The 21,185-nt window shown below is 39.4% G+C and carries 15 protein-coding genes; 12 read left to right on the top strand and 3 right to left on the bottom strand.

What is annotated here, in order from left to right; translation table 11 throughout:
• Positions 1-210: 210 nt before the first annotated feature.
• A complete protein-coding gene (locus tag EVJ47_08900; GenBank protein RZD13887.1) occupies positions 211-867 on the top strand; it encodes a response regulator transcription factor in 657 nt (218 codons plus the stop codon).
• Positions 868-1,202: 335 nt separating this feature from the next.
• The gene (locus tag EVJ47_08895) at positions 1,203-1,862 is read left to right on the top strand and encodes a cytochrome c (GenBank protein RZD13886.1); all 660 of its coding nucleotides are present in this window, start codon (positions 1,203-1,205) and stop codon (positions 1,860-1,862) included.
• A gap of 69 nt (positions 1,863-1,931) precedes the next feature.
• Here EVJ47_08895 and EVJ47_08890 read toward each other — a convergent pair whose 3' ends face one another.
• Positions 1,932-3,503: an APC family permease gene (locus EVJ47_08890; protein RZD13885.1), complete on the bottom strand. Its 1,572-nt coding sequence runs from the start codon at positions 3,501-3,503 to the stop codon at positions 1,932-1,934.
• Positions 3,504-3,667: 164 nt separating this feature from the next.
• Between EVJ47_08890 and trxB the strand changes: the two genes are divergently transcribed.
• The 3 genes from trxB to EVJ47_08875 all read left to right on the top strand — a co-directional run bounded on the left by trxB (position 3,668) and on the right by EVJ47_08875 (position 6,439).
• On the top strand, positions 3,668-4,582 hold the full coding sequence (gene trxB / locus EVJ47_08885; GenBank protein ID RZD13884.1) for a thioredoxin-disulfide reductase: 915 nt from the start codon (positions 3,668-3,670) through the stop codon (positions 4,580-4,582).
• Between the two features lie 120 nt (positions 4,583-4,702).
• Positions 4,703-5,611: a hypothetical protein gene (locus EVJ47_08880; GenBank protein ID RZD13883.1), complete on the top strand. Its 909-nt coding sequence runs from the start codon at positions 4,703-4,705 to the stop codon at positions 5,609-5,611.
• Positions 5,612-5,779: 168 nt separating this feature from the next.
• The gene (locus EVJ47_08875; GenBank protein RZD13882.1) at positions 5,780-6,439 is read left to right on the top strand and encodes an ATPase; all 660 of its coding nucleotides are present in this window, start codon (positions 5,780-5,782) and stop codon (positions 6,437-6,439) included.
• A gap of 104 nt (positions 6,440-6,543) precedes the next feature.
• Here EVJ47_08875 and EVJ47_08870 read toward each other — a convergent pair whose 3' ends face one another.
• Positions 6,544-6,921 carry a peroxiredoxin gene (locus EVJ47_08870; protein ID RZD13881.1) on the bottom strand — a complete coding sequence of 126 codons (378 nt, stop codon included), beginning with the start codon at positions 6,919-6,921 and terminating at the stop codon, positions 6,544-6,546.
• Between the two features lie 110 nt (positions 6,922-7,031).
• Entirely contained in the window at positions 7,032-8,075 is a 1,044-nt protein-coding gene (trpS, locus tag EVJ47_08865; GenBank protein ID RZD13880.1) for a tryptophan--tRNA ligase, read from the bottom strand.
• Between the two features lie 151 nt (positions 8,076-8,226).
• Between trpS and EVJ47_08860 the strand changes: the two genes are divergently transcribed.
• The 7 genes from EVJ47_08860 (at position 8,227) to mfd (ending at position 21,183) form a co-directional block, all read left to right on the top strand.
• Entirely contained in the window at positions 8,227-8,829 is a 603-nt protein-coding gene (locus tag EVJ47_08860; protein ID RZD13879.1) for a hypothetical protein, read from the top strand.
• A gap of 75 nt (positions 8,830-8,904) precedes the next feature.
• Entirely contained in the window at positions 8,905-11,040 is a 2,136-nt protein-coding gene (gene acs, locus EVJ47_08855; GenBank protein RZD13878.1) for an acetate--CoA ligase, read from the top strand.
• 4 nt (positions 11,041-11,044) lie between these two features.
• Positions 11,045-11,971 carry a quinolinate synthase NadA gene (nadA, locus tag EVJ47_08850; GenBank protein RZD13877.1) on the top strand — a complete coding sequence of 309 codons (927 nt, stop codon included), beginning with the start codon at positions 11,045-11,047 and terminating at the stop codon, positions 11,969-11,971.
• A 111-nt stretch (positions 11,972-12,082) separates the two neighbouring features.
• Positions 12,083-12,949 carry a glycine--tRNA ligase subunit alpha gene (locus tag EVJ47_08845; GenBank protein RZD13876.1) on the top strand — a complete coding sequence of 289 codons (867 nt, stop codon included), beginning with the start codon at positions 12,083-12,085 and terminating at the stop codon, positions 12,947-12,949.
• A 65-nt stretch (positions 12,950-13,014) separates the two neighbouring features.
• Complete coding sequence (locus EVJ47_08840) at positions 13,015-15,159, top strand: glycine--tRNA ligase subunit beta (protein RZD13875.1); 2,145 nt, start codon at positions 13,015-13,017, stop codon at positions 15,157-15,159.
• A gap of 106 nt (positions 15,160-15,265) precedes the next feature.
• Complete coding sequence (locus tag EVJ47_08835) at positions 15,266-17,917, top strand: pyruvate, phosphate dikinase (protein RZD13874.1); 2,652 nt, start codon at positions 15,266-15,268, stop codon at positions 17,915-17,917.
• Positions 17,918-17,934: 17 nt separating this feature from the next.
• Positions 17,935-21,183: a transcription-repair coupling factor gene (gene mfd / locus EVJ47_08830; protein ID RZD13873.1), complete on the top strand. Its 3,249-nt coding sequence runs from the start codon at positions 17,935-17,937 to the stop codon at positions 21,181-21,183.
• Positions 21,184-21,185: the final 2 nt, after the last annotated feature.

The following is a 21,185-nucleotide window of genomic DNA, read 5'->3' as shown; positions in this document are numbered from 1 at the left end:
AAGACGGATGGACGACCGTCTTAACCGACCCCGTGGGCGGCTCTATGGTTTACTACTATGCGCCGGTCAGGGTGGAAAAAGCGTAAAGGCCTTAAAGACTCTTGATTACCGCTTTCGCAGATATTCCAGCCTGCGTCTGTCAAAGCATGTCTTTGATGCGTGCTGGAGATGGCGAAGCGGTAATCCATACTTTGAAATAAGGAGTGAGAAATGATAACAATATGCATGGTTGACGACCATTATATATTGCTCACTGCTTTAAAGGTTCTGCTTGACGGGCAGGATGACATAAAAGTAACCGGCATGGCAACTGATGCGCTGTCCGCCGTTAAACTTATAAAGGCAAAAACCCCCGATGTAGTACTACTCGATATATCTTTACATGATATAAACGGGCTTGACTTAATCCCAAAATTTAAAACAATATCGCCGGAATCGAGAATATTAATGCTGACCATGCATGAAGATAAACAATACCTTGAAAGAGCCATTGATTCGGGAGCATCCGGTTTTTTAATAAAAAAAGCAATGGATTATGATCTAATTTACGCGATCAGAACGGTGGCAAGAGGAGAAATATATATTCATCCTTCGATGATAGAGGGTTTTATAAGCGGTCTGCAATCTAAAACCGGTACCGGCAAATTAAGCAGGGAAAAACTTCTCTGGAATAGCTTAAGCTCGAGGGAGCAGGAGGTTGTGATCGGTATCGTGCAGGGCTTTACAAATAAAGAAATCGCGGAAAAGCACTTCTTGAGCGAAAAAACCGTTGCCACATACCGCTTAAGGGGAATGGAAAAATTGGGTCTTGAGAATAAATCCGATCTTATGGATTTTATAGAAAAACTTAAAATTTTAAAACAATAAAAATGAAAAAAGCGAAAAAAGAGGAGAAAAGAAGAAAAATAGAAAAAGGGGTCAGATTTATTTACAAATAAATCTGACCCCTTTTTCTATTAATATTAAGAGTATAAGGTTTTTCCCTACATTTTCTTTAAAGATTTACCTTACAAAAATCAGCATTTATCCTGCATAAATTGGGAATAATGCGCAATATAATTATTAATAAAGAATAAGCAATACATCTTGACGGCTTGTTAAATTACCTCCCCTCTCTCCGAAGCCCCCCTTTGGTAGGGGAGGGATAATTTTTAAAAGGCGGACGGGATGGTTAAATAAATAAGATTAAGGAGGAACAAAAAATGAAAAGGTATATTTTTTTTATTATGACATTTTGCTTGGCTGCTATTTTTTTTATTTCAAATTTTGCTTTTGCATTGCCTTCCGGGCCTAAACTTTTTAAGGAGTATTACTGCATCGACTGCCACACTCTGGGGCATCAGGGCGGGACAGTGGGGCCGGATCTTTCCTATATCGGAAAAACAAAAAGTCTTTCATGGATTAAAGCGCAGATATTTCATCCCGGAAGCCATTTTATTTTAGGAACTAAAAAGAAAATTAACGGTAAGATTTATCTTGTCAGAATGCCGGGGTTTCAAGCTATTCCGTCTTCCGTGGCTGATAGATTAGCAGGATATATCAAAACTTTTCCGTATAAAAGGGCAAATTTAGCTTATCCAAAACTGCCGGAAGGACTTAAGCTTTTCAGGGCGGATAACTGTATCGCGTGTCACCGGATAAATGGAATAGGCGGCACCGTCGGTCCTAACCTTTCCCATGTCGGAAAAACAAAAAGCCTATCATGGATAGAAACTCAAATAATCGACCCCAAAGTGCATTTTACATACGGAATACCGGCTACCATTAACGGACATACTTATCTTGTGATAATGCCGAGATTAAAAAGCATTCCGGCGTCGCAGCTCAACACAATCGCTAAGTATCTTGAGTCGTTAAAATAGTCCCGAGTGGAAAAGGGGTCAGATTTATTTGTAAAAAATAAATAAATCTGACCCCTTTTCCCTTTTTCACTAAATCTCGAATTCTTCCCCGATAAATTCTTCCTCTATTATCATTTTCATCTCTTCTTTTTTTATCGAGGTATTAATCGCGATGAAGTAGAACAGGACGGCGATTAAAATCACGGCAATCAAGTCGTAGGGCGATTTAATCAAATTTTTTCCGCCAAAACTTTTACTGCCGAAAAAGGATGTCGTTAAAATAGCAATTATATAAAACAGAAACCAGAGCCCCGGTATAACCGTTTCTTTTAATTTCTTTTTAATTTTATTAAAATTCGTAAAAATAAAAAGTATAACCCCCGCGGATATTCCTATCCCGAGTTTCCATAAGACATCGAAGCCTGACCAGTAAATTATCAGCGTTCCGACTATAAATGCCAGTAAAGAAATAGTATTCGCAAACGGGAGATAAAAAGGCCTCTTTCTATGGGGGTCTAATTTCCGAAAGGCCATAAGCCCGACAGGTCCTAAGATATAAGTAAAAACCATTCCCGATGTGATTATGCCGACCAAAGACTGCCAGCTTGGAAATGGAAGAAGGTATAATGCGGAAAGGAAAAAGGTGAAAATCAAGGCTATATAAGCCGTTCCATACCTGTTAAAGTTTAAATGAAAACTCTTGGGCAAAAATTTCATCTTAGACATAGCGAATGTTACCCTCGATGTGGTTCCCATATATACGAGTCCTGTTGCAAACGGGGATATTACAGCCCCAAATACCACTATCAAAGCAAATACGGGTAATCCGTGAAGATTTAATAAATTTACAAAAGGAGATGAAAAATTCAGCATATTCCATGAATTGTTTTTTACCTGCGGAACAGATATTATAAAGCTGAATGCAAGCAATGTGTAAGCCATAATTCCTATAATAACCGATAATATAGTTGCAATGGGGACATCCCTTCCCGGTTTTTTGGCTTCCCCCGAAAGATCGATAGCCTGCCTGAAACCGAGATACGAAAAGATTACTCCGCCCAAAGATACGCTTTTCATAATGCCGTCATATCCATAAGGCATTAAATTATAACTTGCAAGATTTTTGATATTGCCGTTTTTGACGGAAACATAAATAAGCGCGATTGCGGCCGTTATAAGTATCGAGATTTTAAAATAAGTAAGAAAAGTATTGGTTTTGGCAAATATTTTGGCCCCGAACAGATTGAGTAAAAAGAAAAAAATAAGAATAAAAAAAGCAAAAATCAGTCCGGCGGGGGTCAGCGAATTATTTATAAAGAGGTTATGGAAATAAAAATTTAAATACTGGACGGTCGCTTCCGTCTCGATGGTGCTGACAGCCGCGCCGGCTATAATAAGTATCCAGCTTGTTATAAATCCTAAAAATGCCCCGTGGGTATATTTTGGGTATCTTGCGAGTCCTCCGGCGGCTGGAAGCATAGCTCCAAGCTCGCTGTAAACTAATGCTATCAGCATTACGGCAAATCCGCTGATAAACCACGAAAATATCGAGGCGGGGCCTGCGTATTTTGCGCTGACATATACGCCCAGAAGCCATCCAGAACCGATAATTGCGCTTGTCGAAGCAAATGTTAATTGTAATAGATTGAGAGATTTTTTCATAATTTTGAGATATAGCTTATTTGATTAAAAAGATTATATATGATTAAATATATATAAATAATGATATTTTTTACATTGCCGGTATAAGTATTATATTAATCGCCTTTAAATAAAACAACATAAAATAAATTAATTTATAAATAAAATAAAGGGGGTAAGGGTAAATGATTTACGATTTGGTCATAATTGGCGGCGGACCTGCCGGCCTATCCGCAGCAATATACGGTCTCAGAGCGCGCCTTAATCTTATTTTAATAGAAAAAATGGCTGTCGGAGGGCAAATTGCTCTTTCCGATAATATCGAAAATTATCCGGGTTTTCCATCTCTTTCGGGCGTTGAGCTTATGCAAAAGTTTGAGGAACATGCCAAAGGACTTGGCCTGAATATTATTTATGATGAAATAAAAGACATAACCGACGCTGGAGAATATAAGATTATAAGAGGCGTTGACGGAACTTACCAGTCAAAGACCGTTATTATAACGGTCGGAGCATCTCCTAAAAGGCTTAATATACCAGGGGAAAGAGAATTTACGGGAAGAGGAGTGTCGTATTGCGCAACCTGCGACGGTCCATTCTTTAAGGATGAGGATATTGCCGTTATCGGCGGAGGAGACACGGCGGTTAAAGAGGCTAATTATCTTACAAAAATCGTAAAATCAACTGTTTTAATTCACAGAAGAAAGGAATTAAGGGCAGAGAAAATAATCCAGGAAAGGCTTCATAATGCTGAAAATGTCATCTTAAAATTAGAACATATACCCGTTTCTATTAATGGAATAAAAACCGTGGAATCTGTGACGATCGAAAATGTTAAGACCAAAGAAAGAACAACTGTTCCAGTAAAAGGCGTTTTTATTTTCATCGGAATAATACCCCAGACGTCATTTTTAAAAAATTTAGAAAAGGATGAAAACGGTTTTATAAAAACCGATCATTACACCTTAATGACTTCAATGCCCGGCGTATTTTGCGCAGGCGATGCCCATTCAAAAAAATTACTCCAGGTTGCAACGGCGGTCGGCGAAGGCGCTCTTGCCGCAACATCTGCAATAGAGTTTGTTTGCGGTGTTTGTTAGCTTAAAATGGGAACGGCAGCCGTTTAATAAACCAATTTTCGTGACAAAAGTCATTTACCTATAATTTAAAATCCTGTAAGATACTTTTATCCGCTAAATTTAAAAAGGGTATGTATAATATTGAAAAATAAGGATGATAAAAATTACAATCCGATGCAGGATATGGTGTTGACGAGACACGGGTTTATTAAAGGAAAGGAACAATCTTTTCTTCAAAATCCCAAAGACAAGCCGTTTGTCGGTATTATAGGTATTCCGCCTAAAGAAGTTATGGACGAATTAATACAAAAAAGCGCCATAATTTTATCGCTCGATATGTATAAAGTTGACCAGCTTATAACGGAGCCGACCGACAATATACTTCCCAAAGCATATTGCGCTCAAATAAAAAGAATAATTGCCAATATTTTGTCGGTTACGGATTATTGGACCGAGGATGTGATGGATTCGGTTTTGGTCGGCAGAAATCCGATTTCGGAGATAATTATCGAGGATTCCGAGATTTGCAGATGCAACGAAATGGGGTTCGTTGCCGATTTTATCGAAAATGAACTTAAAATTAAGTTAAGGCGGGTAAAAAATAACGACTTGGAAAGAAAAGGGGATTTTATTTGTAAAAGCGGTATTCCTTTAGATGAAAAATTTGGCAAAATAGCCGGCTATTTTTACCGCGATATGGAGAAGAAAAAACCGTTCAGGCCGGAGTACGTTAAACCGAAATGCGCTTTCTGGGGGACTCCGCCCTGGGGGGATTTTAGTATCGCAAATTATTTTCCTGACGAAACCCATGTTTACGGCTGGACAAGGTGCGTCGAAAACCTTACCCCCGGCGATCTTAAATTAGAATTGGAATTCAACCCGGATGTGCCGACGGTATTTTTTTCCCAGAGTTTTTGCCCAAAGGCGGGTCTCGCATCTTATCTTGCAAACAAGCATCCAAGGGGGATTTTTATCGATATGGACATCGGGCTTACGAGAAGTACTGTAGCCAAATTAACCGCATTCTTGCAATTAAATAATGTTATATAAAATTATCTTAAAAATTTAATAATGACGCTGGATTCCTGCTTGCGCAGGAATGACGGTAAAAGGTTGCAATTAGACATAATGCAGATGCGGTAAAGATACTGCTTAATACAGGCATATCGTCATTCCTGCGTAAGCAGGAATCCAGCAAAGCGGAGATACAAATATAATATGATACTACTTGATGCGGGAACGACCTATGCCAAGATACTGGATACCGAAACAGACGAAAGGACGGTTAAAAGAGTGTCTGACCTTGAAAAAACATTTAAAGCCGACGCAGGCACGGGTCATAACATTAACAGGTTTGCCAATCATTCGGTTAATGAGATTATAGCCTTAGCTAATGCCGGTAAAAAACTTATAGGAGAAGACTCTTTTACCTTGCTTGATATAGGCTCGAGAGATGCAAAATATGTCGTTTTTGAGAATAGGAATTTTATACATTCGGACTGGAATACCGAATGCGGCGCATTTACGGGTCAGGCTATCGAAATTTTGGGTAATTACCTGAATGTAGATTATTCAAAGATTGAGCCGCAGAAAGAATTTATAACCGCCACATGCGGACTTCTCGGGATGGGACATGTTTTTGATTCCGTGGCGACAGGCGTAGAGCCGGGGATAGCCGCCGCAATGTTAATCAAAGGCGTGTGTATTTCTATGTACAGGTTTGCAAGAAAGCCCAAAAAGATATATTTAACCGGCGGGCTTGTAAATAACCAGCTCTTTGTAAGGTCGATGCCGTGCGAAACCGTAACCCTCGACAGGTTTACCTTATTGGAAGGGGTGAAAGAATATGCGCTCAATAATCTTATAAATAATAAATAAAGAAAAAGAAGAAAAGGGGTCAAGGGGTCAGCAACTGTGTTATTTATTCGAATAAATAACACAGTTGCTGACCCCTTTTTCCTGACCCTTTTTCCTAAACCTGTTTAGTATGAAAGGGTTTTAACATCGTCATCCATTACCATTTCAACAACATAAGCCCCACCTACAACTCCGCTGCATTCTTCTATAAGATCGTCTTTTGTGAAATTGTTTAATTCAAGAGCCGGCGTGCATACCTTAAACACGACGCCCGCATCGTAAGCGTCTTTGATAAAATCATAGACAGACTTCGGGCTCCCCTCTTTGACCCTTAAGTTTTCGGCTACTCCCTTTTTCATTAAGAGACCTGCATCAGCCGTTAGTACGACCTCCACTTCATAGTCCATTGTTGCAGCTGCGGCAGCCTGAAAGAATGGCGCTCCGAGCGCATGGGGGTTAGAAGGCGTAGTATTTTGAAGCATCATAAAAAGTTTGTTTGCCATTACAATAAATCCTCCATTTAATTTTTGCAAATAAGCAGTAGTTTTTAATATGATATGATAGCATTAAAAACCGTTTATTTGCAATAGCAAAATCACGTCCATAATTTGGATTACGGAAGAATATATAATATTTTCATCGATTCTTTTACTTCCTTAATGGTTTCCGAAGCGATAGCCTTGGCTCTGGCGGTTCCCGTTAGCAGTATATCCCATATTTCGTCTTTATTGCTTAAATAGCAAGCCCGTCTTTCATTCATCGGCTCGAGGAGTTTTTTAATTACCTCGAAAAGGTTCTCCTTGCATTTCACGCAGCCTATTTTTCCGTTTCTGCAATTGTAGTCCGTTTCTTTAATAAGGGTTTCACCTGCAAAAGCCTTGTGATAGGAATAAATCGTGCAAATTTCGGGGTTTCCCTTGTCGGTCGGGTGAATTCTATTTTTATCCGTTAAAGCCGCTCTTATTTTCGACTTAATCAGATCAAACTCATCGGAAAGGTTAATCGCATTTCCATAAGATTTGCTCATTTTAAGATTTCCGTCAAGCCCGACTAACTTTGGAAATTTATCTATCAGGGCAAAGGGTTCTATCAGGTTTCCATTATATAATTCATTGAATTTTCTAACTATTTTTCTTGCAAGTTCTATATGCGGAAGCTGGTCAATGCCGACAGGCACCAAATCGGCTTTAAAAATTGCGATATCGGCGGTTTGACTTACGGGATAGCCCAAGAAACCATAAGTTAGCTCCTTATATCCCCTTTCCTTTGCTTCCGTTTTAATCGTCGGATTGTGTTTTAAGGGATTTATAGATACGAGCATTGAAAAAAATGTCGTAAGTTCCGAAATCTCGGGAATCATCGATTGAATGATTATAGTGGACAAATTGGGGTCTATGCCGCATGAAAGATAGTCGAGAGCGGCAAGAAAAATATTTTCTTGCAGTTTTTCCGGATGTTCAAAATTTGTCGTAAGCGCTTGAATGTCCGCAATTAATATAAATGTTTCATACTTGCCCTGAAGCCTTACCCTGTTTCTTAACGAACCGGCATAATGTCCGAGATGAAGGGGGCCTGTGGGCCTGTCCCCAGTTAATATCCTTTTGTATTCAAATTTAGATTCATCGGCTATTGCGGCGTTTTCCGTTTTTAAATCCATTATTGTTTGCACCTGTTTAGACATTGGTTTTATATGTGGAAGTTAAATTATAATATGTTATAATAATATAAACAAGAATAAAATCAAGGAGTAAAATCGATTTCGCAAGTTCTGCGAAAACAAAAATAATATAAACAATAAGGAGGTAATTATGCCTGAAGAAAAACAAGGGGTTCTTTCAACTATGATTACAATTCAGGATACAACCGGAAATCCAGCTCCGCTTGGTTTAATGGGCTTTGGTATGACGACGGTGCTGTTGAACTTGGCAAATGCAGGAATTTATAGTCTTGGAAGCATGATTCTCGCAATGGGCGTTTTTTACGGGGGGCTTGCGCAGATTATCGCGGGCATAGAAGAATGGAAAAAGAAAAATACATTTGGCGCAACCGCATTTACTTCTTACGGAGCTTTTTGGCTTTCGTTGGTAGCTTTAATATTCTTTCCGAAATGGGGCTGGATACCCGCGACGGACAAAGGCGGCATGGTTGCCTATTTTATTATGTGGGGTCTTTTTACATTTATTATGTTCATCGGAACGCTCAGGCTTAATAGGGCATTGCAAGTTGTATTTTTCACGCTGTTTATTTTATTCTTCCTTCTCGCCATCGGTGAAGGAACAGACAATCCTGCTATTCTTACTATTGCCGGCTGGGAAGGGATATTTTGCGGATTATCGGCTATTTATGCAGGACTTGCCCAGGTTTTGAATGAAATTTACGGAAGAACCGTATGGCCGCTCGGAACTAAATAATATCGTATAAACAATGCCTAAGATGAGCGGGCTGCAAAAAGGAATAAAAAGATAAAAAATATGAGGAGAATATCCATGAACGATATTAAGAATAAGAATAAAAATAATAAAAATGCCGTTAATTCGGAAGGCGTTGAGGCAACTGAAGCACAAATCTCCGTTTACTGGAAAGAAGAAGCGCTGGTCAGTCCATCCGTTAAATTTATTGCGCAGGCGAACATGGCTGATCCGGATATCCGCGAACGCTTTAAGATGGAAAATTTTCCCGAATGTTTCAGGGAATACGCCGATATGCTTACATGGGATAAATACTGGCATACAACGCTCGACGCCGACAATCCGCCTTTCTGGAAATGGTTTGTCGGCGGTAAAATAAACGCGTCCTATAACTGCGTCGACAGGCATTTAGCAAAGTATAAAAATAAAGCCGCATTGATATTCGTACCTGAGCCGGAAGAGGAATCCAATATAGTAATTACATATCAGGAGCTTTATGCAAGGATAAACGAATTTTCTGTGCTTTTACAGGATTTTGCCGGACTTAAAACGGGCGACAGAATAACTTTTCATCTTCCGATGGTTCTGGATCTTCCGGTCAGCATGCTTGCGGCCGCAAGGCTCGGCATTATCCATTCCGAGGTTTACGGCGGCTTTAGCGGTCAAGCATGCGGCGACAGGATTGCCGATTCGGGAAGCAGGGTACTTGTTACGATAGACGGCTACCACAGATCCGGCAACCTGATAGATCATAAAGCAAATGCCGATATAGCGGTGGAAAGAGCAAAAAGCCTCGGTCAGCCCGTCGATAAGGTTCTTGTATGGAGGCGATACCCTGGTAAATATGTTTCAAAATCTCCGATGGTAAAAGGCCGCGATTTTTTTATAGACGATGTCCTTAAAGATTTTCGCGGCAAACATATCGAACCCGTATCTTTGCCGGCGGAAGCACCTTTGTTTATCATGTACACCAGCGGAACGACGGGCAAGCCTAAGGGCGTGCAGCACAGCACGGGCGGATATTTATCCTATGTGGCCGGCACCTCCAAATATATACAGGATATACATCCGGAGGATGTGTACTGGTGCATGGCGGATATAGGCTGGATTACCGGCCATTCGTACATTGTTTACGGTCCGTTGGCACTGGCGGCTACAAGCGTAATTTATGAAGGCGTGCCGACCTATCCCGATGCGGGCAGGGTATGGAGAATTGCGGAAAGACTTAATGTAAATATTTTTCACACCTCTCCCACATCCATCCGTATGCTGCGAAAAACTGGCCCGGATGAGCCAAAGAAGTATAACTATCATTTCAAGCATATGACGACGGTTGGAGAGCCGATAGAGCCGGATGTATGGAAATGGTATTACGAAATTGCCGGCAAAAAAGAGGCCGTTATCGTGGATACATGGTGGCAGACGGAAAACGGCGGTTTCCTGTGCAGTACTATTCCTGCTCTCGATTTAATGAAACCCGGAAGCGCCGGTCCCGGTTTGCCGGGCATATACCCCATTATTTATGATGAAAACGGAGAAGAGGTTAAAGCGGGTTCGGGAAAGGCTGGGAATATATGCATAAGAAACCCATGGCCAGGCATTATGCAAACGATTTGGGGCGACCCCGAGCGCTTTGTAAATACTTATTATTCAAAATATAATAAAAACAAAGATAGCAAAGACTGGCGCGATTGGCCGTACTTCGCGGGCGACGGTGCCGTGGACGCTTCCGACGGATATTATAGGATTTTAGGAAGAATAGACGATGTAATAAATGTTTCGGGGCATCGCCTCGGAACAAAGGAACTGGAATCTGCGTGCTTAACAGTGCCTGAGGTAGCGGAAGCCGCCGCCGTGCCGGTTATAGACGAAACAAAAGGCAGGGTTCCTGCCGTTTACATAACGCTCAAACCGGGTTTCGAGGATAAAGAACGGGAAACTACCCAAAAGGTGATTTCAACCATAGAAAAAGAGATTGGCAAAATAGCAAGGCCAAAGTATGTGTACATTGTCCCCGATATGCCAAAAACGCGTTCGGGTAAAATTATGCGCCGCGTGCTTTCCGCCATACCGAATAAATTTGATATAGGGGATATTACAACGCTTGCCAATCCAGAAGCCGTGGAAAAGATTAGACTGCTCGTGCAGGGGGAAGCACCGGTTATAACGCGGAAAAGGCCGGAAGATCTTGAACATTTTGGAGAGGAAAGATAAAAAAATGGTGAATACAGATGACAAAAACGATATAAAAACAAAACAGGGGATAATAAAAGACCTGTTGAAAAAAAAGAATGCAATATTGCTGGCACATAATTACCAGAGGGAGGAGATTCAAGACATTGCCGATTTTCAAGGGGATTCGTTGGAACTTTCGATCAAGGCAAATAAAACCGATGCGGATATTATCGTATTTTGCGGGGTCAGATTTATGGCGGAAAGCGCCGCTATTATGAACCCGGATAAGATTGTTATTCTTCCGAACGAAAATGCGGGATGTCCGATGGTCGATATGATAACCGCCAAAGATATTATTAATTTAAAAAACGATTATCCGGGCGCTCCTGTTGTCGCCTATGTGAATACATCGGCTGAATGCAAAGCGGTTTCCGACATATGCTGCACCTCCGCCAATGCGGTTAAGGTCGTGAATTCCTTGCCGGCGGGAAGGGTCATAATGGTTCCGGATAAAAATTTGGGAAGCTATGTGCAAAGATTTACCGATAAAGAAGTAATAAGCTGGCCGGGATATTGTCCTCCTCACAAAAGAACCACGCCCGAAGATATTAAAACTCTCAAGGAAAAGTATCCCGGAGCCGTGTTTGTAGCCCACCCCGAATCAACTCCCGAAACCATCGATGTTGCGGATCATGTTTCTTCGACCTCAGGCATGTATAAGTTTGTCCGTGAATCTAATGCAAAATATTTTATCATCGGGACGGAGCAGGGCATAATGTATAAGATGAAAAAGGAAAATCCCGATAAGGTTTTTATTTCATCAAACAAAGGCCTTATCTGTCCGAATATGAAAAAAACCCATCTGGAAGATGTTATGAATTCTTTGGCAAATATGAAAAATATTATCAGGATTTCCGAGGATATCAGGATTAAAGCAAGAAAATCTATTGAAAATATGCTTGCCCTTTAGTATAATATTATCTTTTAATATCTTTAATATATAAATATGTACATCATATTTATATATTATATATATACATAAAAATTTTATACCAAATTTTAAAGGGCGCGATATATCAAAATTAAAAGCTTAGATTTTCAACATTTAATATTTAAACTCCAAAATTTTTGGTCCGATTTTGGGTGCGTTATTCTCCAACCCCTTGATATGGAAGTTGGAGCCGCCACTTTTTCGCCTTATACATTTCTCAGGTGCTTAAAGGGGGATGGCTGGAGAGTTGCTTATATTCAGCCTTCAAGAAGGCCCACCGATGGAAGATACGGCCAAAACCCTAACAGGCTTGGGAGATACTACCAGTTTCAGGTTATTATTCAGCCCTACATAAAAAATATTCAGGAGATTTACCTTAAAAGTTTAGAGGGTGTCGGAATTAATCCGGATATGCACGATATAAGGTTTGTAGAGGACGATTGGGAATCTCCGACTTTGGGAGCATGGGGTCTTGGCTGGGAGGTCTGGCTTGACGGCATGGAAATTACCCAGTTTACTTATTTCCAGCAGATTGGCGGCATCACTCTTATTAAACCCGCGATCGAAATAACCTACGGATTAGAAAGAATAGCTATGTATCTTCAGGATAAAGACAATGTTTTTGATTTGCAGTGGAACCAAAATCTGAAATACGGCGATATTCATAAAGATGACGAGCTTCAGTTTTCTACATACAGCTTTGAATTTGCGGGCGGAAAAACATTATTTTCGCTTTTCGATATTTATGAAAAGGAATCGAAAGAACTTCTTGCGTTAGAAAATATGAAACTCATTAAACCAGCCTATGAATATTGCCTCAAGTGTTCCCATGTTTTTAATTTATTGGATGCAAGAGGACTTATAAGCGTTTCCGAAAGGATGAATTACATATTAAGGGTGAGAAGTTTGGCCGAGGGCTGCGCGAAACTTTACACAAAAAAAGATGATGTTGAATAAAATAGATTCGGATTTGCAAGGTTTATTTTTAAGTTTAACCGTAACATTTAAATGGTTATAATACCGTGAGCGAATATTTATTGGAAATCGGTTCGGGAGAACTCCCTTACGGCGAGGTAAAGGCTATTCCTGCCGCGCTTTCGGACCGCCTTCAAAGTTTTTTTGAAAAAGATTTATCGCTCCCTGAAAAGCCCGCTATCCAATCGTTTTCGACGCCGAGGCGCGTCGTTGTTTTCATTAAGCGCCTGCCTTTAAAGACGCTTGATAGAGAAACCGAGATAGTAGGTCCCCCTTTAAATATATCTTACCACGGGGATTTGCCGGCGTTGCCTTTAACTCAATTCATGAAAAAAAACGGGATTTTAAACCATAAAAAGCTATATGTAATTAACCAAAAAAAAGGACCTTATGTAGCTTATAAAAAAATTATAAAAGGAAGATTATTAAAAGACTTGTTAAGCGAAAGTATTCCAAATATTATTGCCGATCTTCCTTTTAAGAAGTCTATGTTCTGGCTAAATAAAGATGTTCGTTATCCAAGACCGGTTTTATGGATTTTATCGCTTTTCGACGGAAAACCCCTTAGATTTTATTACGGGGATATTAAAGCGGCGGATTACACCTATCTTATAAGAAACAGGTCATATAAAACATCATATACGAAAGTCAATAATTCAAAGGATTATTTTAAATTGATTTCTTCAAGCGGGATTATTTTAGAAAATGGGCACAGAAGGTTATTTATAGAAAAAGAACTTGAGATTATCGCCGGAAAATTAAAATTAGACATAGCCGAATATGAAGATGATTTTATGGATGAAATCGTCGGACTGACCGAAACGCCGCACGCAATCACAGGCAATTTTGACAAAAAATTCCTGTCCATTCCCGAAGAGCTTTTATCGATAGTTATGCGCAAACATCAGAGGTTTTTTCCTTTAAAAAATAAGGATGATTCGGTAAAAAGCGGAGCTAATTTGGCGCCCTCTTTTATAGGCATTTCAAATATTTCAATTTGGCAAATAAATAAAAATAAAGAGGAAATAGAAAATAACATTCGTTCCGGTTATTCGAAGGTTTTAGGGGCAAGGCTTGCCGATGCGGACTTTTTTTATAAAGAAGACATCAAACATCCTCTTTCGTATTTTGTGGAAAAGACTAAGGATATTCTATTTTATGAAGGTTTAGGTTCATATTTAGATAAAACGGGAAGAATAAAGGCATTAGGATTATTCATAGCCAAAGAATGCAATTTTACCGAAAATGATGCATTACAATTTAACCGTGCGGCAAACCTGTTAAAATTTGACCTTGCAACCCATGTCGTATATGAATTTCCGGAGATGCAGGGAATAGCGGGCAAAATTTATGCAAAAAGGGCAAAAGAAGAGGGAGTCGTATGCCTTGCAATAGAGGAGCATTATTACCCTATAGTTAAAGCTAAAAAAAGGATTTTACCTTCCAATGATTTATCGGCTTTATGCTCTTTGTCAGATAAATTCGATACCATTTTTTCGTTTGTAATGCTGAAAAGGCTTCCGACCGGCGAATCCGATCCTTTTTATTTAAGAAGAGCTATGATAGGAATAATAGAAATTATTCTGGAAAAAAAATATATTATTCGGATGGAGCATGTTTTTGATTTTTACTTCAATAATTTTTTTAAGGAGAGAAAAGTTAATTTAAATGAATTAAAAGCCTCCTTTATTAATTTTGCAAATACAAGATTTAAAAATTTTCTTATGTCTTTGTCTTCGGAATATAAACCCGATGCAATAACATCCGTAATTAGAGAAGACGGCGGCTACGATTTTTATACATCATATTTAAAAATAGATTTCATTTCCAAACATAAGCTGCATGAGGAACTTTACGAATTGTCGCAGGCGTATAAACGAATTAACAATATTACCTTAAGTTACGGCAATATTTTAGATTTTGACATTAGTAAACTCGTTTTGCAGGACGAAATTCATCTTTATAAAACATTTGAGGCCGTTCAACGGGATACCGTTTCTTTTTTGAAAAAAAATGACTATTATAAGGTCATGAATCATTTTTATACCCTCGTAAAACCGATTAATGATTTTTTTGACGGGGTTTTGGTGTTAACCGATAATGCGGCCGTTAAAAATTCGAGGCTTGGACTGTTGAACAACATTTTGAATTTGCTAAAAAATCTGTGCGATTTCTCAAAATTGTCTTACTAATTGCGTAATTCCTGTTTGCGCAGGAATGGCGGGCCAAAAATATTCTATTTATATTTATTTTATATTATAAAAATTATAAAAAATTACATTTTGGTTGGAGGATGTTATGGCTAAGTATGTCTATTTTTTTGGAAATAAGAATGCCGACGGCAAAGGTTCGATGAAAAATCTTTTAGGAGGAAAAGGGGCGGGACTTGCCGAGATGACCAATATCGGTATAAGGGTGCCGGCAGGCTTTACTATTACAACGGAGGTTTGTACATATTATTATGAACATAATAAAAAATACCCTGAAGAGTTAAGGAACGAAGTTAACGGCGGCCTCAAAATGATTGAAGAAGCTATGGGCGCAAGATTCGGCGATACATTAAATCCTCTTTTGGTCTCCGTTAGAAGCGGTGCAAGAATTTCCATGCCCGGCATGATGGATACGGTTCTTAATTTAGGATTAAATGATGAAACGGTTAAAGGGCTTATAAATAAATCTGGAAATGAAAGATTTGCTTATGATACATACAGAAGATTTATCCAGATGTTTTCGAATGTGGTTTTGGGCATAGATTCAAGCATTATGGAGTCCATTCTCGAAAAGAAAAAGAAAGAAAGAAATGTTAAAAATGATAACGAGCTTGGCGCAGGAGACCTCAAAGGCCTTGTTTACGAGTTCAAGGATGTGGTTAAAAAAGAAAAAGGCATAGCTTTTCCCGACGATCCAGAGACGCAGCTGTGGATGGGAATATCGGCGGTATTTGAATCATGGAATGTGCCCAGGGCTATTACTTACAGAAAACTTAACAAAATTCCTGAAGATTGGGGGACGGCCGTAAATGTCGTTTCCATGGTATATGGAAACATGGGGAATTCTTCGGCAACCGGCGTCGCTTTTACGAGAAATCCGTCAACAGGGGAAAACGGGTTTTACGGGGAATATCTTATAAACGCTCAGGGAGAGGATGTTGTTGCAGGAATCAGGACCCCCCAGCCTATAAACGAGATCTCGAAGAAAAACCCGAACGATGTTTCACTTGAACATGCTATGCCTTCGGTATTTAAAGACCTATTAGAATATGCGGCGCTCTTGGAAAAACATTATAAAGATATGCTTGATTTAGAATTTACGATACAGGAAGGCGTCCTTTACATGCTCCAGGTTCGAACAGGTAAGAGAACCGCTAAGGCCGCTGTCAAGATAGCCGTAGATATGGAAAAAGAGGGCATGATAGATAAAAAAACCGCTATACTAAGGATAGATCCCAACTCCATTGCCCAATTAATGTATCCCACGGTAGATGCAAAGTCTAAAAAGGATGTTCTGGCAAAAGGACTGCCGGCATCCCCGGGCGCCGCAAGCGGAGAAGTTGTTTTTTCGGCGGAGGAAGCGGAAGAAGAGGCAAAAAAGGGGAAAAAAGTAATATTAGTCAGGATGGAAACCTCGCCCGAAGATATTCACGGAATGAGCGTTGCGGAAGGAATCCTTACGGCAAGAGGCGGAATGACATCGCACGCGGCTGTCGTTGCAAGGGGAATGGGAAAATGCGCTATAACAGGCTGTTCTTCTCTTGAAATAAATGAAAAAAGAGGTGAAATAGCCGTTGGAAACAGAACGGTAAAAAGGGGCGATGTTATAACCTTGAACGGCTCCAACGGTGAAGTTTATTCGGGATATGTGAAGATGGTGACACCCGAGATAAACGAGGATTTTATAACTATAATGAATTTTGCAAATGAATTCAGAAAATTAAGAATAAGGGCAAATGCCGATACCCCGGAAGATGCTAAAGTTGCTAGAAATTACGGGGCGGAAGGAATCGGACTTTGCAGGACGGAGCATATGTTTTTTAAAGGCGACAGAATAAAAGCCGTTCGGGAAATGATACTTGCGGGTACGGTGGAAGAAAGGCAAAAAGCCCTGAACAAGCTATTGCCGATGCAAAAGTCTGATTTTATAGAGCTATACAATGAAATGAAAGGATATTCCGTTAACATCCGTTTGCTTGATCCGCCGCTTCATGAATTTTTGCCGAAAACGGATCAGGAGATAAAAGAGCTCGCAGATATTACGAATGTTCCGTATGAAAGGTTAAAGACAAAGGTCATATCGCTTCATGAGGTCAACCCTATGCTTGGACACAGAGGGTGCAGGCTTGGGGTGAGTTATCCAGAGATTTATGAAATGCAGGTTCAGGCTATTATGGAAGCGGCGTGTGAATTCCATAAAGGCGGAAATGTTATAATACCAGAAATTATGATTCCGGTCGTCGGTATTTATGAAGAAATAAAATTGCTAAAGGAACTAGTCGTTAAAAAAGCCAATGATGTTATGTCAAGTTACGGAGTCGGGTTTAACTTTCTTGTCGGAACCATGATTGAACTTCCCAGGGCATGCATGGTTGCGGATGAGATTGCAAAAGAGGCGGAGTTTTTCTCGTTCGGCACAAACGACTTGACGCAGACTACTTTCGGCTTTTCGAGAGACGATATAGGTTCGTTTTTACCGGATTATTTAAATAAAAATATCTTAAAGACCGACCCGTTTATCGAGCTTGATAGAAACGGCGTAGGCGAACTTATGAAGATTGCAGTGCAGAAGGGAACGGGGACAAGGCCTGATATTAAACTCGGAATATGCGGAGAACACGGCGGAGATCCTGGTTCCATCGAATTTTGTCACAGCTTGGGGCTTAACTATGTCAGCTGTTCTCCGTACAGAGTTCCGGTTGCTATCGTTTCCGCCGCCCACGCTGCGCTTAAAAATTAGGATTTTAGGATTTAAAGTTGAATTTAGATTTGGATTTCAAAAATAATGTTTACGAAGTACGGGGATTAAAAAAGGGGGCTTCAACGGCTTTTGCGCTGGAAGAAGCCCTCACGCTTAATTCAGAAAATAATTTATCGGTCTTTTTGTGCGACAATTATTTATCGGCGAGGGATTTATATAAAAATTTAACATTTTTTGAAAATGCATTATTCCTGACGGACTCTTCGTTAAAGAAAAAAAAGGTTTTTTTTTGCGAAGAGATTATCCCGCTGAGTTTATTATACGAAATAAAGACGGAAAAAGACGCTGTTATAATTTTAACCCCCGCCTCTTTTTTCTCAAAAGTTCCAGAATTAGATATCCTTTCAAAATCCTGCATTAATATCAAAAGGGGTTTAAAACTTTCCAGAGATAAATTTATCTCCGCTCTTATATCTTACGGTTATGACCCTGTAAGCCAGATAGAAAGTCAAAAGGAGTTTGCGGTTAGAGGGGAAATAATCGACCTGTTCGATGCAGAAAATTCTTCACCCGTCAGGATAGATTTTTTTGATGAAATAGTGGAAGACATAAGATATTTCGATCTTAATACTCAGAGGAGCGTTAAAAGCATAGACGGTTTTACCGTATTTCCCGTTAAAGAAGGCATCTATGAAAAAAAACTTAATTTATTGGATATTACGGAAAGTCCCGTATTCTATGTCGAAAAACCAAAAACGGAACTTCAAAATTTTTTAAATCATGATGCAGGCAACAGAACTATTTATTTAGAAGCATTAAATAAAGCATACAAATTATTCTATTATGACCTCAATGAATTAAAGGTCTATTACGGCGATGAAAGTTTTGAAAATTCCAAAAACGCTTATATTTTGTTTGAAAATTTTAACGATGTAAATTTTATTAAAAATTTTAAATATAAAAACGGGCAGCTAAATCTAAAACTAATAAAAAGGGTATTTTCCGGATTAATCGAAAAAAAATATTTAATAATTTTAGTTTCTAAAAACGAAATTCATCATCAAAGATTAAAAGAGATTTTTGCTTCCGTTCAATTAGATAAGGATAAAACGGAAGGCAGGTTTCATATTGTTATCGGTGAGATTTCAGCGGGAATTATATCGAAAAAACATAAATTTCTGATATTTACCGGCGAAGAACTTTTCAGGGAACATATTAATTTGATTGAAGAGCCGCCGTATAAGGGTTCAAAACCGGATTTTTTTAACGAAATAAGCGAGCTTAATCCCGGCGACTTTGTAGTTCACAATGAATTCGGCGTGGCAAAATTTACAGGGATAAAAAAAATTACCGTAAGCGGCGCCATATCGGATTATTTCGAACTCCTGTACGAAGGCGGGGACAAGGTTTTTGTTCCTGCGGATAAGATTTATTTAATCCATAAATATATTGCCTCTTCAGAGGAAAATTCGCCAAAATTAAGCAGATTGGGAAATAAGTCATGGGAAAGGGCAAAAATAAAGGCTAAAGAAAAAATAGAGGAAGTCGCCCTTGATTTAAAAGTATTATACGCCAAAAGAATGACCGGGAGGGGATTTGCTTTTTCGGAAGAAGATGAGGTTTACAGAGAATTTGAAGAAAGCTTCGAGTTTGAAGAAACAGAAGATCAGGCAAAGGCAATCAAAGATGTCCTTTCGGATATGCATCTTAATAAACCTATGGACAGGTTAATATGCGGCGATGTGGGATTTGGGAAGACGGAAGTAGCGATTAGAGCGGCATTTAAGGCATCCATGGATGGAAAGCAGGTGGCTCTTATTGCTCCTACTACTCTTTTAGTTGAGCAGCATTACAATAATTTTAAAAAAAGATTTGAAAAATATCCGATTAAAGTAGCCTATATCTCAAGATTTGTCGGTAGGGGCGAGGAAAAGAAAATCTTAAATCAGATTAAAAGCGGAGAAATCGACATAATAATAGGGACGCACAAACTATTATCCGAAAAAATTAAATTTCACGATATCGGGCTTCTAATTATCGATGAAGAACAAAAGTTTGGAGCGATGCAGAAAGAAGGAATCAAAGAAATCCGTTCTTCTATAGATGTTCTTGCAATGAGCGCCACCCCTATTCCAAGAACCTTATATCTTTCCATGTCCGGCATCAGGGATTTAAGCATTATCGATACCCCTCCCGCAGGAAGAAAGAATGTTATAACCGATATTGTCGGTTACGACGATGAAATCATTAAGGATGCCGTTTTTAAGGAGCTTGCAAGGGGCGGGCAGGTTTATTTTATCGATAACAGGATTTCGCATCTGGACGCGGTATTTAAAAAGATTAAAAAAATAATGCCGGATATAAGAATCGGCGTCGTTCACGGGAGGCTTGGCGTAAATGATATCGAGCAGGTGATGCACCTTTTTTATAATAAAGGGTATGACATGCTTCTTAGCACATCGATTATCGAATCGGGGCTCGATAACCCCAATGTTAATACAATTATTATAAATAATGCGGAAAATCTTGGTTTAAGCCAGCTGTACCAGCTAAGGGGACGGGTAGGCAGGTCCCATCTTCAGGCTTATTGTTTGCTTGTAATCGGGTGCGGTTTGGCCGATTTAACGGAAGAACAAAGAAAAAGGCTGAATAAGGTAAAAGAATACAGCGAATTGGGGGCGGGTTTTAAACTTGCTATGGCAGATCTGGAGATAAGGGGGGCAGGCAATATTCTGGGGGGCGCCCAGTCGGGGCACATTGACGCTGTTGGGCTTGAAATGTGCATGCAAATGCTTAAAGAAGAGGTTGAAAAAATGCAGGACATTACACTTCCTCCGCAAATTAACCCCGAGGTAAAAACTAATCTATCTTTATATATCCCGGATTCTTATATAAATGATAGTAAAATAAAATTATCCATTTACAGAAAGCTTGCGAATTGCAACAGCTTAGACGATGTTGAGGCGGTACGGTTAGAGCTCGCCGACAGATTTGGGAAAATTCCTGAGACGGTAAATAATCTTTTATCGGTGGAAGAACTCAAGGTTTATATGAAAAATTCAAGGGTTAAACTCATAGAGATAAAAGAAAATGAATTTATAATCGAATTTCACGGCTCGGCGGAAGCTCTTTCGGATGGTTTAATCAGGTTTGTAAATGACAGAGATATTTCATCGGAATATGTTATGAACTTTCTCGGGGAATTTATAATTAAACTTAGGCCAAAAAAAGGGCCTACGCCGCTTGATAAACTTAATGCTTCTAAAATTATCTTGCAACGATTATATAGCTATGTTAATATTTAAAG

It is taken from the genome of Candidatus Acidulodesulfobacterium ferriphilum (assembly GCA_004195035.1).
Classification (GTDB): Bacteria; SZUA-79; SZUA-79; order Acidulodesulfobacterales; family Acidulodesulfobacteraceae; genus Acidulodesulfobacterium; species Acidulodesulfobacterium ferriphilum.
This window is presented reverse-complemented; position numbering and strand designations above follow the sequence as displayed.

Coding starts and splice junctions, on each gene's coding strand:
- EVJ47_08875 (RZD13882.1), top strand. CDS start 5,780: ATGATACTACTTGATGCGGGAACGACCTATGCCAAGATACTGGATACC.
- EVJ47_08835 (RZD13874.1), top strand. CDS start 15,266: ATGGCTAAGTATGTCTATTTTTTTGGAAATAAGAATGCCGACGGCAAA.
- EVJ47_08870 (RZD13881.1), bottom strand. CDS start 6,921: ATGGCAAACAAACTTTTTATGATGCTTCAAAATACTACGCCTTCTAAC.
- trpS (RZD13880.1), bottom strand. CDS start 8,075: ATGGATTTAAAAACGGAAAACGCCGCAATAGCCGATGAATCTAAATTT.
- acs (RZD13878.1), top strand. CDS start 8,905: ATGAACGATATTAAGAATAAGAATAAAAATAATAAAAATGCCGTTAAT.
- EVJ47_08890 (RZD13885.1), bottom strand. CDS start 3,503: ATGAAAAAATCTCTCAATCTATTACAATTAACATTTGCTTCGACAAGC.
- EVJ47_08895 (RZD13886.1), top strand. CDS start 1,203: ATGAAAAGGTATATTTTTTTTATTATGACATTTTGCTTGGCTGCTATT.
- trxB (RZD13884.1), top strand. CDS start 3,668: ATGATTTACGATTTGGTCATAATTGGCGGCGGACCTGCCGGCCTATCC.
- nadA (RZD13877.1), top strand. CDS start 11,045: ATGGTGAATACAGATGACAAAAACGATATAAAAACAAAACAGGGGATA.
- EVJ47_08860 (RZD13879.1), top strand. CDS start 8,227: ATGCCTGAAGAAAAACAAGGGGTTCTTTCAACTATGATTACAATTCAG.
- EVJ47_08900 (RZD13887.1), top strand. CDS start 211: ATGATAACAATATGCATGGTTGACGACCATTATATATTGCTCACTGCT.